Source organism: Pigmentiphaga sp. YJ18 (genome assembly GCF_038066655.1).
Classification (GTDB): Bacteria; Pseudomonadota; Gammaproteobacteria; order Burkholderiales; family Burkholderiaceae_B; genus Pigmentiphaga.
Genome location: NZ_JBBUKU010000002.1, coordinates 212,445 through 225,973, shown reverse-complemented (window position 1 = coordinate 225,973; position 13,529 = coordinate 212,445). Strand labels below are relative to the sequence as shown.

10 protein-coding genes and 1 tRNA gene are annotated in these 13,529 nt (G+C 66.8%); 2 read left to right on the top strand and 9 right to left on the bottom strand.

Annotation, left to right across the window (positions count from 1 at the left end; genetic code table 11):
• Positions 1-3: 3 nt before the first annotated feature.
• The gene (locus WKR98_RS14865; RefSeq protein ID WP_341433965.1) at positions 4-1,530 is read left to right on the top strand and encodes an NAD(P)H-hydrate dehydratase; all 1,527 of its coding nucleotides are present in this window, start codon (positions 4-6) and stop codon (positions 1,528-1,530) included.
• A gap of 21 nt (positions 1,531-1,551) precedes the next feature.
• Here WKR98_RS14865 and WKR98_RS14860 read toward each other — a convergent pair whose 3' ends face one another.
• Positions 1,552-2,289, bottom strand: coding sequence for an ABC transporter ATP-binding protein (locus WKR98_RS14860; protein WP_124689826.1), 738 nt, complete (start codon positions 2,287-2,289; stop codon positions 1,552-1,554).
• Between the two features lie 28 nt (positions 2,290-2,317).
• Between WKR98_RS14860 and WKR98_RS14855 the strand changes: the two genes are divergently transcribed.
• The gene (locus tag WKR98_RS14855) at positions 2,318-3,034 is read left to right on the top strand and encodes an arylesterase (RefSeq protein ID WP_341433964.1); all 717 of its coding nucleotides are present in this window, start codon (positions 2,318-2,320) and stop codon (positions 3,032-3,034) included.
• A 30-nt stretch (positions 3,035-3,064) separates the two neighbouring features.
• Here the strand turns inward: WKR98_RS14855 and WKR98_RS14850 are convergent, their stop codons facing one another.
• The 8 genes from WKR98_RS14850 to tig all read right to left on the bottom strand — a co-directional run bounded on the left by WKR98_RS14850 (position 3,065) and on the right by tig (position 13,381).
• Positions 3,065-4,984: a SurA N-terminal domain-containing protein gene (locus WKR98_RS14850; RefSeq protein WP_124689828.1), complete on the bottom strand. Its 1,920-nt coding sequence runs from the start codon at positions 4,982-4,984 to the stop codon at positions 3,065-3,067.
• A gap of 144 nt (positions 4,985-5,128) precedes the next feature.
• Positions 5,129-6,268 (bottom strand): quinolinate synthase NadA, encoded by a 1,140-nt coding sequence (gene nadA, locus WKR98_RS14845; protein ID WP_341434474.1) that lies wholly within the window; start codon positions 6,266-6,268, stop codon positions 5,129-5,131.
• A gap of 200 nt (positions 6,269-6,468) precedes the next feature.
• Positions 6,469-6,544: transfer RNA gene (locus WKR98_RS14840), tRNA-Val, on the bottom strand.
• Between the two features lie 160 nt (positions 6,545-6,704).
• Positions 6,705-7,043, bottom strand: a complete 339-nt coding sequence (locus WKR98_RS14835) for an HU family DNA-binding protein (protein WP_165404624.1) — start codon at positions 7,041-7,043, stop codon at positions 6,705-6,707.
• 189 nt (positions 7,044-7,232) lie between these two features.
• Positions 7,233-9,665: an endopeptidase La gene (lon, locus tag WKR98_RS14830; RefSeq protein ID WP_124689829.1), complete on the bottom strand. Its 2,433-nt coding sequence runs from the start codon at positions 9,663-9,665 to the stop codon at positions 7,233-7,235.
• A 484-nt stretch (positions 9,666-10,149) separates the two neighbouring features.
• A complete protein-coding gene (clpX, locus tag WKR98_RS14825; RefSeq protein WP_124689830.1) occupies positions 10,150-11,412 on the bottom strand; it encodes an ATP-dependent Clp protease ATP-binding subunit ClpX in 1,263 nt (420 codons plus the stop codon).
• 2 nt (positions 11,413-11,414) lie between these two features.
• Positions 11,415-12,071 carry an ATP-dependent Clp endopeptidase proteolytic subunit ClpP gene (clpP, locus tag WKR98_RS14820; RefSeq protein WP_087840613.1) on the bottom strand — a complete coding sequence of 219 codons (657 nt, stop codon included), beginning with the start codon at positions 12,069-12,071 and terminating at the stop codon, positions 11,415-11,417.
• A complete protein-coding gene (gene tig, locus WKR98_RS14815) occupies positions 12,071-13,381 on the bottom strand; it encodes a trigger factor (RefSeq protein WP_124689831.1) in 1,311 nt (436 codons plus the stop codon). The genes clpP and tig overlap by 1 nt, the downstream gene beginning before the upstream one ends.
• Positions 13,382-13,529: the final 148 nt, after the last annotated feature.

The following is a 13,529-nucleotide window of genomic DNA, read 5'->3' as shown; positions in this document are numbered from 1 at the left end:
CGCATGGATCCCTACCCGCACCGGCTGCTGCGCACCCCCGCCATCAGGCTGATCGAACGCGAGGCGCAGGCCGCGCTGCCGCCCCACACCCTGATGCGGCGAGCCGCCGGCGCGGCGGCCGCGCTCATCGCCGAACGCTGGCCCGGGCACGCGATCGACCTGCTGTGCGGCCCCGGCAACAATGGCGGCGACGGTTTGATGCTGGCCGCGCTGCTGCACCAGGCCGGCCGCCAGGTCCGCGTCTGGGCGCTGTCGGCCGGCAAGCGGCCGCCCGACGCCGAACAGGCCTGGCAGGAATTGCCCGCGGGCCTGTTGCAGGCTGGCGAACCCGATGCCCGCGACCTGCCCGATCCGTCGCGCACGCTGATCGTCGATGCGTTGTTCGGCATCGGGCTCTCGCGCCCCCTGCCCGAGACCGCGCAGCGATGGGCGGCCTGGGCCGCGCGGCAGGGATCACCCATCCTGGCGCTGGATACTCCCAGCGGACTCGACACCGACACCGGCGGCGCGCAGCCGGGCACCGTCGTGGCCCGCCACACCCTGACCTTCATCGCCGACAAGCCCGGACTCCACACGCGTGCCGGCCGCGATCATGCCGGCACGGTCAGCGTCGCCGACCTGGAACTGGAGGCCGGCATCGCCCGCCATGCCCAGCGGCCCCACGGCGGCCTGCTCGTGCGGCAGGCCGACTGCGCGGCGCTGTTCCGCCCCCGGCAGCAGGACAGCCATAAGGGCAGTTTCGGCACGCTGGCCATCCTGGCCGGCGCCCCCGGCATGACCGGCGCGGCCTTGCTGGCCGCCCGCGCGGCCCTGTACGGCGGTGCCGGCAAGATCCTGGTCGGGCTGGCCGAATCGGCGCCGCTGGCGCTGCCCTGCGACCCGCAGCATCCCGAACTCATGCTGCGCGATGCCGAAGGACTGCTGGATCATGCCGCGCGGCTGGGCGTCAGCGGCTGGGTCGCGGGCTGCGGCCTGGGCACCGATGCCGGCGCCGAGCGCTGGCTCGGGCGGCTGCTGGCCGAGGCGCCCGCCTCGGCCCCCATGGTGCTGGACGCCGATGCGCTGGTCCTGCTGGGCGCGCTGCCCGACCTGGCCCGCGCCCTGGCGGCCCGCGGCGGCCCCGCGGTACTGACCCCGCATCCACGCGAAGCCGCCCGCATGCTGGGTCTCTCGACCGACGACGTGCAGGCGGACCGCATCGAGGCCGCCCGCGAACTCGCCGCGCGTTATCGCGCCTGGGTGGTTCTGAAGGGCGCGGGCAGCATCGTGTGCGGGCCGCATGGCGCCTGGAGCATCAATGACAGCGGCAATGCCGGGCTGGCGACCGCCGGCACCGGCGACGTGCTGGCCGGCATGCTGGGCGCGCTGCTGGCGCAAGGCCTGGAAACGGGCGAGGCCGCGCGGGCCGGAGTCTGGCTACACGGCGCCGCCGCCGATGAGCTCGTGGCGCGCGGCACCGGCCCGATCGGCCTGACGGCCAGCGAAATCGCGCCCGCCGCGCGCGACCTGCGCAATCGCGGCGGACGCTGACCCGCGCGGCGGGCGTTCAGTTCAGGATACGTCGCCGGCCGAGTCGTGCACCAGGCGCCCGCCGGCCACCACCAACTGACGTGCGCAGCGCTGCGCCAGCTTCGCATCGTGCGTGACCAGCAGCAAGGTCGTGCCCCGCTCGCGGTGCAATTCGAACATCAGGTCGATGACGGCCTCGCCGGTGGCCGAATCCAGGCTGCCCGTGGGTTCGTCGGCGAACAGCAGCTCCGGCTCCACCACGAAGGCCCGCGCCAGGGACACCCGCTGCTGCTCCCCGCCCGACAGAGTCCGCGGATAATGGCGCAGGCGCGCGCCCAGGCCCACCCGCTCCAGCATGGCCGTGGCCGCGGCGCGCGCATCGCGGCCCGCCAATTCCAGCGGCAGCATGACGTTCTCGAGCGCGGTCAGGTGGGGCAGCAACTGGAACGACTGGAAGACGAAGCCCACGTGGCGCGCCCGCAGGCCGGCCCGCTGGTCCTCGTCCAGCGCGAACAGGTCGCGGCCGGCCAGGTGCACCGATCCGGAGGTCGGCACGTCCAGCCCGGCCAGCAGGCCCAGCAGCGTCGACTTGCCCGACCCCGAACTCCCGGTGATGGCCACGGTCTCTCCGAAGGCCACCGTAAAATCGACCGCGTCGAGAATGGCGAGCTCGCCGCTCGAATCGGCCACCCGCTTGGTCAGCGATCGCACGGCGATGGCCGGCTGGTCGGCAGGCGTGGCCGCGGGCTGGCTCGCGGCGGATCGGGTCGGTCCCGTCATGATTGGATCGCTGGAAGAAAGGAAAGACATGATAAAGCCTCGCTCGTCGCAGCCGCCTCAAGGCGCTGCCCGTATCCCGCACGACGCCGTGCGGCGCCTGTTCGCGGGCACGCTGTGCGCGGCCGCGCTGTGCGGCCTTGTCCCGGCCGCCCTGGCACAGACCGCCGCCCCCGCCGCGAGTTCCTCGCCTTCCCTGCTGGTGCTGGGCGACAGCCTGTCCGCGGAGTACGGCCTGCCGCGCGGAACGGGATGGGTGGCGCTGCTCGAGGCCCGCCTGCGCGAGCGCAATTTCGACTATCGCGTGGTCAATGCCAGCATCAGCGGCGACACCACCAGCGGCGGCGTCAGCCGGCTGCCGGCGCTGCTCGCGCGCCATCGGCCGGGCGTGGTGGTGATCGAACTGGGCTCCAACGACGCGCTGCGCGGGCTGTCCTTGCAGATGACCGAACAGAACCTGAACAAGATGGTGCAGGCGTCGCGCCAGGCTGGCGCGCGCGTGTTGCTGGTGGGCATGCAGATCCCGCCCAACTACGGCCGCGACTACACGCAGCGCTTCCAGCAATTGTTCGCCAAGGTGGCCAAGGAGCAGCAGGCGGCCCTGCTGCCTTTCCTGCTGGACGGCGTCGCCCAGCACATCGAGCTGTTCCAGCCCGACCGCCTGCATCCCACGGCGCAGGCGCAGCCACGCCTGCTGGACAACGTCTGGCCTCGCCTGGAACCGCTGCTGGGTACCGGCAAGTCCTGACGCGGCCGGCCCCCGGGCCGGCCGGCGACGTCAGCGCTCGGCGGCGGCTGGCGCGGCGGTGGTCAGGGCGGTGCCTTCGGGCGAGACCGTGACCTGGTACTTCTCACGCAGCGTCTGTAGCACGGCCAGTTGCTCGGCCTGGGCCCAACGGCGCTCCATCATCGATTTCTCGCCGGCGATCGCGGCGGCGTCGGGCTTGGGCGCGGCCTCGACCTTGGAGATCCGGGCGATGACATAGTCGTCGCCGGCGATCGTGCCCACGAAAGCCGGCAGCTTGTCGGCCGGCGCCTTCATGACCGCGTTCAGCAGCGCGGGCGCGACATCTTGCGGCGCATTGCGCGCCACGGTAACGGCGGCGCCGAAACCTTGGCTCGAATCCTTGGCCCGCAGGGCCTTCAGGCGCTCCTCGCCCGCCGCGCGGGCCAGATCGAGCGCCTTGTCCTGCGTCAGCTGCGTGCGGATGCCGCTCGACACGTCGGCCAGGGGCTGCACCGATGCCGGCACATGCTTGACCACTCGCACGGCCGCCAGGCGGTTCGGAGCGAGTTCGATCACGCCCGAGTTGCGCTTCTCGCGCAGCACCTCGTCCGAGAACAGAGCCTGCGCCACCTTGGGATTGCCCATGACGTCGTTGCCCTGCAGCCCGCTGCGCGTGACGCCCTGGGCTTCCTGGATCTTCAGGCCGAACTTCTGGGCCGCGGGGTCGAGCGTGTCGCTTTGCTCGTACACCAGGTTCGTGAACTGCTCGGCGGCCTCGGCGAAACGGCGAGCAGCCTGTTGCTGCTTGATTTCCTCGACGATCTGGGCGCGGACTTCGGCCAGGGGCTTGACCACGGCCGGACGGATGCCGGTGAGCTTGATGACGTGGAAGCCGTAGTCGGTCGTCACGACGCCCGACACCTCGCCCTCCTTCAGCGCGAAGGCGGCATCCTCGAAAGGCTTGACCATCATGCCGCGGCCGAACCAGTCCAGGTCGCCGCCCTTGGTGGCCGAGCCGGGATCCTGCGAGTTCTCGCGCGCCAGCTTGGCGAAATCGGCCTTGGGCCCCTTGGCCTGCTCGTCCAGGGATTGCGCCTTCTTGCGCGCTTCTTCGCGCACGGCCTCGCTCGCGCCGCTATCGACCGTGATCAGGATGTGGCTGGCCCGGCGCTGTTCTTCCTGGCCGTAGCGGCCCTTGTTCTGTTCGTAGTAGTTCTTGATGTCGTCCTCGGACACCGTCATGCCGGAGGTCGATGCGCCCTGGTCCAGCACCACGTACTGGGCGTCGACGCGTTCCGGCACCTGGAAGCGGGCGCGATTGGCCTCGTAATAGGCTTTCACCTCGTCGTCGCTGACGCTGACCTTGGCGCGATAGTCCGCCGCGGCCACGCGCAGGGTCTGGATGCTGCGACGCTCGGTCGCCGCGGCCACCAGGCGGTCCATGACGGCGTCCGGCATGGTGGTCGATTGCGCCACCGGCCCCAGCACCTGCTGCAGGGCCAGGTCGCGGCGCAACTGGGCCTCGAACATCACCGGGGTCATGCCCTGGGCGGCCAGCGCGTCGCGGTAGCGGGCGTTGCTGAACTTGCCGTCTTCCTGCACGGCGGGAATCGCCTGGATGGTGGCGCGGAGCTGGTCGTCGGAGGCCGAGAAATGGTTCTTGGTAGCCTCGGCCGCGATCAGGCGGGTGTTGATGATCTCGTCCAGCACCGCCTGGCGCATGGCCGGCGTATCAAAGGCCTGCGAATCGAACTGCGCGCCCATCATGCCGCGCAACTGGTCGAGCCGGTTGCGCGACGCCGCGTCGAACTCCTGCTGCGTCACGGTTTCGCCCGCCACCTTGGCCAGCGACTTGTCGCCTTCCATGAAGCTGGAGTACCCCTGTATGCCGACGAAGACGAACGACGGCAGGATCAGCAGCAGCAGGACGAACTGCATCCAGCGGCGATGGTTACGGATGAGGTCAAACATGCGCGAATACTCCGGTCGGATGCCAGCGGCACGACGGCCATACAAGCAAAATGCCCACAGGCTCAAGGCCAATGGGCACCCATTAGTGTCGAGCCGATTCTAGCATGGCGCCTGGGGCTCCATGCCTTCCGCGGCCAGCGTGAACTACGCCGGCCCGACCGCGGAAAACAGCGCGGCGTCGCGCGCCAGATCGCCGCTGGCCCTGACCCGGCGGTCGCGGCGGGCGGCGAAATCCAGCATGCGGTCGATCGGCCGGCGCGCCTGCCGCCCCAGCGCCGGCTCCAGCAGGACTTCGCCCGCGCCCTGCTCCAGGCATCCCATCAGGTTTTCCAACCCGTTCATGGCCATCCACGGACAGTGCGCGCAACTCTTGCAGGTCGCACTTGCGCCCGCCGTGGGCGCCGCGATGAAAACCTTGCCGGGGGCGGCCAGCCGCATCTTGTGCAGCAAGCCCTGGTCGGTGGCCACGATGAAATGCGTGGCGTCAAGCTCGCGCGCCGCCTTGATCATCTGCGAGGTCGAACCCACCACGTCGGCCTGGGCCACGACGGCCGGCGGCGACTCCGGGTGCACCAGCACCTTGGCCTGCGGATATTCCTCCCGCAGCAATTCGAGCTCGATGCCCTTGAACTCGTCGTGCACCAGGCACGACCCCTGCCATAGCAACATGTCGGCCCCGGTCTGCGACTGGATGTAGGCGCCCAGGTGCCGGTCGGGCGCCCACAGGATCTTTTCCCCGCGAGCATGCAGGTCCGCCACGATATCCAGCGCGATGGCCGACGTGACGGCCCAGTCCGCGCGCGCCTTCACGGCCGCGCTGGTGTTCGCGTAGACCACCACCGTGCGGTCGGGATAGGCATCGCAGAAGGCCGAGAAGTCGTCCAGGGGGCAGCCCAGGTCCAACGAGCAGGTGGCGTCCAGGTCCGGCATCAGCACGCGCTTCTCGGGACTGAGGATCTTGGCCGTTTCCCCCATGAAGCGCACACCTGCCACCACCAGCGTGGTGGCAGGATGGTCGCGGCCGAAGCGCGCCATCTCCAGCGAGTCCGCGACGCAGCCTCCCGTCTCGTCTGCCAGTTCCTGCAATTCGGCATCCACGTAGTAGTGCGCGACCAGCACCGCGTTCTCGCGCTGGAGCAACGCTCGGATACGCGCCTTCAGTTCGTCCCGCCGCTGCCCCGGCAAACTTTCGGGCACCTTGGCCCAGGCCTGCCCCACCGAGCAGGAGCCGCCGGCGGCCGAGGGTGAATCGAAATCGAAAGTGCGAAGCAGCGTCTGGCTCATCCTGTCATCCATCCATTTATGCTCATGTTGAGCATTTTTCGAATAAAAAAATATCGACCGGACTTATGCTAAATATGAGCATAAAGAATGTCAATAGCGGAAACCCAAAAACGCATGGCGCGGTCCCGGCGACGGCCCAAAGAAAAAGGGCCTGGATGACTCCAAGCCCTTGATCCCGGCACGTCTACGCTGCAACAGAGTGGTGGGTGCTACAGGGGTCGAACCTGTGACCTACGCCTTGTAAGGGCGCCGCTCTACCAACTGAGCTAAGCACCCTCTGGCTGCGAACCGTGACTCGGCGCGTATTGTAGCGGATTGCCCAGGCACCTGCATCCGCCCCCCGCTGCCGTGCGTCCACACGCTGAGACCTGAAACCTGGGAACGAAAAAAAACCCTGGCACCAAACCAGGGTTTCTCGTCACGAAGTGCTTACGCCTTAGTTGACGGCGTCTTTCAGCGCCTTGCCCGGACGGAACTTCGGCACCTTGGCCTTCTTGATCTTGATGGCTTCGCCGGTACGCGGGTTACGGCCGGTGCGGGCCGCGCGAGCGCTCACCGCGAAAGTGCCGAAACCGACCAGCGTCACCGTGCCGCCCTTCTTGAGCGTCGTTTTCACCGCTCCCACCAGCGCATCCAGCGAACGGCCGGCAGCCGCCTTGGAAATGTCGGCTTGCTTGGCGATGTGGTCGATAAGCTCGGTCTTGTTCATTAGGCCCCTCACAAGGTCTATCTGTGGAAAAAATTTTTGGTCCCGATGCGAGTCCGCAAGGGGCACCCCCGAAGAGCGACGTACCGCATCGAAACTGCTCTTGCCGGTACGAAACGCAGACGGCTATTTAATCCTCGGGCAGAAAGTCGTGTCAAGGGAAACCCGCTGGAAAACCGCGTAAAACCTGATGTTTCCGCATGTGACGAAAAAAAAGAGGGCACTTGCGTGCCCTCTTCCACGACCCAGACCGCGGGATCAGTGCTTCATGACAGGGTCCGTGGCAGCCCCGCCTTCGGCCGCCACGTGGGCCTCGACCTTGGCCTCGGCCTTCGCGGCCTCCTCCTCGGGCAAGGCCTCGGGCAGCCGCTCCAGCGCGAGTTCGAGCACCCGATCGATCCAGCGGACCGGCACGATATCGAGATGGTTCTTGACCGTATCCGGGATCTCCGCCAGGTCCTTGGCGTTCTCCTCCGGAATCAGCACGGTCTTGATACCGCCCCGGTGCGCGGCCAGCAGCTTCTCCTTCAGGCCGCCGATAGGCAGGACTTCGCCACGCAGCGTGATCTCGCCCGTCATCGCCACGTCGGCGCGCACGGGGATGCCCGTCAACGAGGAAACGATGGCCGTGGTGATCGCCGCGCCCGCCGACGGACCGTCCTTGGGCGTGGCGCCCTCGGGCACGTGCACGTGCATGTCCTTCTTCTCGAACACCGCGTGATCGATACCCAGCCGGCGAGCGCGCGATCGCACCACCGAGCGCGCGGCCTCGACCGATTCCTTCATGACGTCGCCCAGCGAGCCGGTGCGCTGGATGGCGCCCTTGCCCGGCATGACCGCCACTTCGATCGTCAGCAGGTCGCCGCCCACTTCGGTCCAGGCCAGTCCGGTCACCTGGCCGATCTGGTTTTCCTTCTCGGCCACGCCGAAGGTGTAGCGACGCACGCCCAGGTAGTCGTTCAGGTTGTCCGCCGTGACGACCACTTGTTGCTTGTCGCCCTTGAGCAGCAGGCCCTTGACCACCTTGCGGCAGATCTTGCTGACCTCGCGTTCCAGCGCGCGCACGCCCGCTTCACGGGTGTAGTAGCGCACGATGTCGCGCAGGGCCGATTCCTCGACCTTGAGCTCCTCGGCCTTCAACCCGTTGTTCTTCATCTGCTTGGGCAGCAGATGCTGCATGGCGATGTGCACCTTCTCGTCTTCGGTGTAGCCCGACAGGCGGATGACCTCCATCCGGTCCAGCAGGGCCGGCGGAATGTTCAGCGTGTTGCTGGTCGCCACGAACATCACGTCGGACAGGTCGAAATCGACCTCGACGTAGTGGTCCTGGAAGGTGTGGTTCTGTTCGGGGTCCAGCACCTCGAGCAGCGCCGACGCCGGGTCGCCACGGAAGTCCATGCCCATCTTGTCGACTTCGTCGAGCAGGAAGAGCGGATTGCGCGCGCCGACCTTGGACAGGTTCTGCAGGATCTTGCCCGGCATCGAACCGATGTAGGTACGGCGATGGCCGCGGATCTCGGATTCGTCGCGCACGCCGCCCAGCGCCATCCGCACGAACTTGCGGTTGGTCGCCTTGGCGATCGACTGGCCGAGCGAGGTCTTGCCCACGCCCGGAGGGCCGACCAGGCACAGAATGGGCGCCTTGACCTTGTCCACGCGCTGTTGCACGGCAAGGTATTCAAGGATGCGTTCCTTGACCTTGTCGAGGCCGTAGTGGTCGTCGTTGAGCACCTCTTCCGCGTGCGGCAAGGAATTGTTGACCTTGCTCTTCCTCTTCCACGGCAGGCCGACCAGCGTGTCGATGTAGTTGCGCACCACGGTGGCCTCGGCCGACATGGGCGACATCAGCTTGAGCTTCTTGAGCTCGGCATCGGCCTTCTTCTTGGCCTCCTTGGGCATGTGGGCGGCGATGATCTTCTTTTCGAGTTCCTCGAAATCGGCACCGTCCTCGCCTTCGCCCAGTTCCTTCTGGATGGCCTTGACCTGCTCGTTCAGGTAGTACTCGCGCTGGCTCTTCTCCATCTGCTTCTTGACCCGGCCGCGGATGCGCTTCTCCACCTGGAGAATGTCGATCTCGGTCTCGAGCTGGGCCAGCAGCGCTTCCAGCCGCTCGGAGGTGGAGAACACCTCGAGCATCTTCTGCTTCTGCTCCAGCTTGAGCGGCAGGTGCGCCGCGATGGTGTCGGCCAGCCGGCCGGGCTCGTCGATGCCCGACAGCGAGGTCAGGATCTCGGGCGGGATCTTCTTGTTCAGTTTGACGTACTGGTCGAACTGCGACACGATCGCGCGCCGCAGGGCCTCGGTTTCAGAGCCCTGGCCCCGGTCGGGATCGATGGGCACGAGTTCGCAGGCGAAATGCGCGCCCAGGTCGTCGATGCGGGTAATACGGGCGCGCTGGGCACCCTCGACCAGCACCTTGACGGTGCCGTCGGGCAGCTTGAGCATCTGGAGGATGCTGGCCAGGCAGCCGATCTCGTAGATGTCGTCGGCCGAGGGTTCATCCTTGGCAGCCGACTTCTGGGCCACCAGCATGATGCTCTTGCCGGCTTCCATCGCGGCTTCCAGCGCCTTGATGGACTTGGGCCTCCCCACGAACAGCGGGATGACCATGTGAGGAAATACGACCACGTCGCGCAGCGGAAGCAGCGGCAACTCGATCGGCTCGGGAGGGAGTATCTGGCTCGCAGACATGATTCGTCCTCGAATTTGAATGCAATCAGGATGAGGGCGTAAACGTGGATTTCAAGCGTCGGCGGGCAACGTGGTCTGCTGGGACTGCCGGGCGCATGCCCTTTTCCCGCACAGCACGCCCGGGAAAAGCGTATGAACCCGAAGAGAGGCGCAGAGTCATCATTCGCCCACAGGCCATTGATTTACACGCCATGGCCCAATGTAGCATAGGTGGCCCCCCCCTACGCCCTTCGGGCGCCCCCCAGGGGGCGATGCGGGTGGACCGGCGGAGCCGGATCCACCGCATCCTGGGGTAACAACGGGCTGGCGGAGACTGGCGATACTGCCAAGCGCCTGTCTGAGTTGGAAAAGAAAACGGCCTTGCTCGCAAGCAAGGCCGTTTTCTTTTCCAGGTGCCCCCAGACCCAGGGCACCGCGGATCCGGCTTTGCCGGTCCGCCAGTGCCGCCCCCTGGGGGGCGCCCGAAGGGCGTAGGGGGGATCCTCTACTTATTGGCGACCTTGGGCTTGTCGCCGTAGATCAGGAGGGGGATGCCTTCGCCGGTAATGGCGTTTTCGTCCAGGACGACCTTGACGACGTTGCCCTGGGTGGGCAGTTCGTACATGGTGTCCAGCAGCGCGGCTTCGATGATGGAGCGCAGGCCGCGGGCGCCGGTCTTGCGCTTGAGCGCTTTCTCGGCGATGGCCAGAAGGGCCTGGGGCCGGACGTCCAGTTCGGCGCCTTCCATGGCCAGCAGTTTCTGGAACTGCTTGACCAGGGCGTTCTTGGGCTCGACCAGGATCTGGATCAGGGCTTCCTCGTTCAGCTCGTCCAGCGTCGCCACGACCGGCAGGCGACCGACCAGTTCGGGGATGAGGCCGAACTTGATCAGGTCCTCGGGCTCGACTTCGCCGAACAGCGCGCTGACCGAGCGTTCCGATTCCGCCTTGACCGAGGCGCCGAAGCCGATGCCGGACTTCTCGGTGCGGCCGCGGATGACCTTTTCCAGTCCGTCGAACGCACCGCCGCAGATGAACAGGATGTTGGTCGTGTCGATCTGCACGAAATCCTGGTTCGGATGCTTGCGGCCGCCCTGCGGCGGAACCGAGGCGACGGTGCCTTCGATCAGCTTGAGCAGCGCCTGCTGCACGCCTTCGCCCGACACGTCGCGGGTGATGGACGGGTTGTCGGCCTTGCGCGAGATCTTGTCGATCTCGTCGATGTAGACGATGCCGCGCTGGGCCTTTTCCACATCGTAGTTGCAGTTCTGCAGCAGCTTCTGGATGATGTTCTCGACGTCCTCGCCCACGTAGCCGGCTTCGGTCAGCGTGGTGGCGTCGGCGATCACGAACGGCACGTTCAGCAGGCGGGCCAGCGTCTGGGCCAGCAGCGTCTTGCCCGAACCCGTGGGTCCGATCAGCAGGATGTTGCTCTTGGACAGCTCGACGTCGTCCGTCTTGCCGCCGGCATGACGGATGCGCTTGTAGTGGTTGTACACCGCCACCGACAGGATCCGCTTGGCCCGCGTCTGGCCGATCACGTACTGGTCGAGGATCTCCTTGATCTCGGCCGGCGTGGGCAGTTCGGACTTGGCGCCGGTCTTGACGTCGGCGGCCACTTCGTCACGGATGATGTCGTTGCACAGGTCGATGCATTCATCGCAAATGAACACCGACGGTCCGGCGATCAGCTTGCGAACCTCATGCTGGCTCTTGCCGCAAAACGAGCAATAGAGCAGCTTTTCGTTCGACCCTTTCTTTTCCGACATGCTCAACCCTGTTCGGTACGACTGCTGAAGACTTTGTCGATCAAGCCATACGATAGCGCATCGGCTGCCGACATGAAATTGTCGCGCTCGGTGTCCACCGCGATGCGTTCGATCGGCTGGCCGGTGTTTTCGGCCAGGATCCGGTTCAGGCGCTCGCGCAGGTACAGGATCTCGCGCGCGTGGATCTCGATGTCGGTCGCCTGGCCCTGGGCGCCGCCCGAGGGCTGGTGGATCATGATGCGGGAGTTGGGCAGCGAGATCCGCTTGCCCTTGGCCCCGGCGGCCAGCAGGAACGCGCCCATGCTGGCGGCCAGGCCGGTGCAGAGCGTGGCCACGTCGGGCTTGACGAACTGCATCGTGTCATAGATGGCCATGCCCGCGTACACCGACCCGCCGGGCGAGTTGATGTACAGCGAGATGTCCTTCTCGGGGTTTTCCGACTCCAGGAACAGGAGCTGGGCCACGATCAGGTTGGCGGTGGCATCGGCCACCGGCCCAACCAGGAAGATGATCCGCTCTTTCAGCAGACGCGAGTAGATGTCGTACGCACGCTCGCCCCGGCCGGACTGTTCGATCACCATCGGCACGTAGCCGAGGGCCTTGGGGCCGAGCGACTCGGCCCCGTACATGGATGCGTAGAAATCTACGAAGCGTTGCATCAGGCAGTTCCCATCAATTCATCGAAGGCGACTTGCTCGTCCTTGACCTGGGCCTTGGACAGCACGTGCTGGACGACGTTGTCCTCGAGCACGATGGCTTCGATTTCGGCCAGGCGCGACTTGTCCGTCAGATAGTAGCGCACGACTTCCTCGGGCTTCTCGTAGCTCTGGGCGAAGTCCTCGATGCGGGCACGGATCTGGTCCGGCTTGGCCTTGAGGTTCTCGACCTTGACCAGTTCCGACACCAGCAGGCCCAGGCGCACGCGGCGCTCGGACTCCGAGGCGAAGGCTTCGGCCGGGATCGGCAGCTTGTCGGCGTTGGGCACGCCGCGCTGGCGCAGGTCCTCGCGGGCGGCCTCGATGCGGCGCTCGGTGTCGTCGTTGACCAGGGCCTTGGGAATGTCGAAGGTCGCCGCCTTGGCCAGCGCGTCCATCACGCTCGACTTGGTGCGGGCCTGGGTGCGGCTGCGGACTTCGCGCTCGAGGTTGGCGCGGATGTCGGCGCGCAGCTTCTCGACGTCGCCTTCGGCCTGGCCCAGTTGCTTGGCGAACTCGGCGTCGACCTGGGGCAGTACGCCCTCTTCCACCTTCTTGATCGTGATGGTGAACTCGGCGGTCTTGCCGGCCACTTCGGCCGAGCCGTAGTCGGCCGGGAACGCCAGCGGGAACACCTTGGTCTCGCCGGCCTTCATGCCGCGCGCGGCAGCCTCGAACTCGGGCAGCATGCGGCCCTGGCCGAGCACGAACGGGAAGTCCTCGGCCGTGCCGCCCTGGAACGCGACGCCGTCGATGGTGCCGGCGAAGTCCAGCGTCACGCGGTCGTCGTCGCCGGCGGCGCGGCCTTCGCGCTCTTCGAAGGTCACGCGCTGCTTGCGCAGGATGTCGACGGTGCGGTCCACCTCGGCGTCACCCACCTCGCTCTTGGCGCTGGTGATTTCCAGGGCCGACAGGTCGGGAATGGCGACTTCCGGGTAGACCTCGAACGTGGCGCTGAAGGCGACCACGTCGTCGGCCACGCCTTCGGTCTTGGGCTCGACCGAGGGCGAACCCGCCAGGCGCAGCTTGGCCTCGGCCACGACCTTTTCCAGGGCGTCGCCGATCTTGGCGTTCAGCACTTCCATGCGCACTTCGGGACCGTAGGTACGGGCCAGCATGGGCAGCGGGACCTTGCCGGGACGGAACCCCGGCATCTTGGCGGTGCGGGCCAGGCGCTTGAGGCGCGACTCGACTTCTTTTTCGATGTCGGCCACCGGCACGGAAAGATCAACGCGGCGCTCAAGCCCCGACAGGGTTTCAACCACAGGCTGCATGCAAAAACCTATATTGAGTATGTGTAATCGACAGAACCGGACACCCGCGCCGCGAGAGGCACCGCAACCAGAGATCGATCCGGGCATTCGCGAATTGTGCCACAGCCCCCATGCGGCGCCGCAGCGACGCACCAAGGCTCCGGAAGCC

Excerpts from the sequence above, each read along its gene's own strand:
- WKR98_RS14865 (WP_341433965.1), top strand. The coding sequence starts at position 4 with ATGGATCCCTACCCGCACCGGCTGCTGCGCACCCCCGCCATCAGGCTG.
- WKR98_RS14860 (WP_124689826.1), bottom strand. The coding sequence starts at position 2,289 with ATGACGGGACCGACCCGATCCGCCGCGAGCCAGCCCGCGGCCACGCCT.
- WKR98_RS14855 (WP_341433964.1), top strand. The coding sequence starts at position 2,318 with ATGATAAAGCCTCGCTCGTCGCAGCCGCCTCAAGGCGCTGCCCGTATC.
- WKR98_RS14850 (WP_124689828.1), bottom strand. The coding sequence starts at position 4,984 with ATGTTTGACCTCATCCGTAACCATCGCCGCTGGATGCAGTTCGTCCTG.
- nadA (WP_341434474.1), bottom strand. The coding sequence starts at position 6,268 with ATGAGCCAGACGCTGCTTCGCACTTTCGATTTCGATTCACCCTCGGCC.
- lon (WP_124689829.1), bottom strand. The coding sequence starts at position 9,665 with ATGTCTGCGAGCCAGATACTCCCTCCCGAGCCGATCGAGTTGCCGCTG.
- clpX (WP_124689830.1), bottom strand. The coding sequence starts at position 11,412 with ATGTCGGAAAAGAAAGGGTCGAACGAAAAGCTGCTCTATTGCTCGTTT.
- clpP (WP_087840613.1), bottom strand. The coding sequence starts at position 12,071 with ATGCAACGCTTCGTAGATTTCTACGCATCCATGTACGGGGCCGAGTCG.
- tig (WP_124689831.1), bottom strand. The coding sequence starts at position 13,381 with ATGCAGCCTGTGGTTGAAACCCTGTCGGGGCTTGAGCGCCGCGTTGAT.